The sequence below is a fragment of the Colwellia marinimaniae genome, from assembly GCF_002207865.1.
In the GTDB taxonomy this organism is placed as follows: domain Bacteria; phylum Pseudomonadota; class Gammaproteobacteria; order Enterobacterales; family Alteromonadaceae; genus Colwellia; species Colwellia marinimaniae.
Map to the genome: position 1 here is coordinate 1 of NZ_BDQM01000521.1, position 235 is coordinate 235.

The 235-nt window shown below is 63.8% G+C and carries 1 protein-coding gene; it reads right to left on the reverse strand.

Features of this window, described 5'->3' with window-relative positions:
* Nucleotides 1-235 (reverse strand): PTS glucose transporter subunit IIA (locus tag MTCD1_RS23875; protein ID WP_143760237.1); only part of this gene is annotated, 235 nt, incomplete at both ends.

Here is a 235-nt window from a genome sequence, read left to right on the forward strand (position 1 = left end):
GTGTGGTGAGGTCCTCGGCCGAGTTGTCGAGGACGACAATCGGGCAGATTGCCGAGCGACCACCTGAGCGCACCTCATCCGGCTGCCAGGTGATGAGAACGTCACCTGCACGCACCTCGTCCCCCTCGGCGGCATGCGTGACGAATCCGGCGCCATTGAGCTGAACGGTGTCGATGCCCAGATGGACGAGCACCGTCACGTCGTCGGAGGCAATGACGAACGCATGCGGATGCAG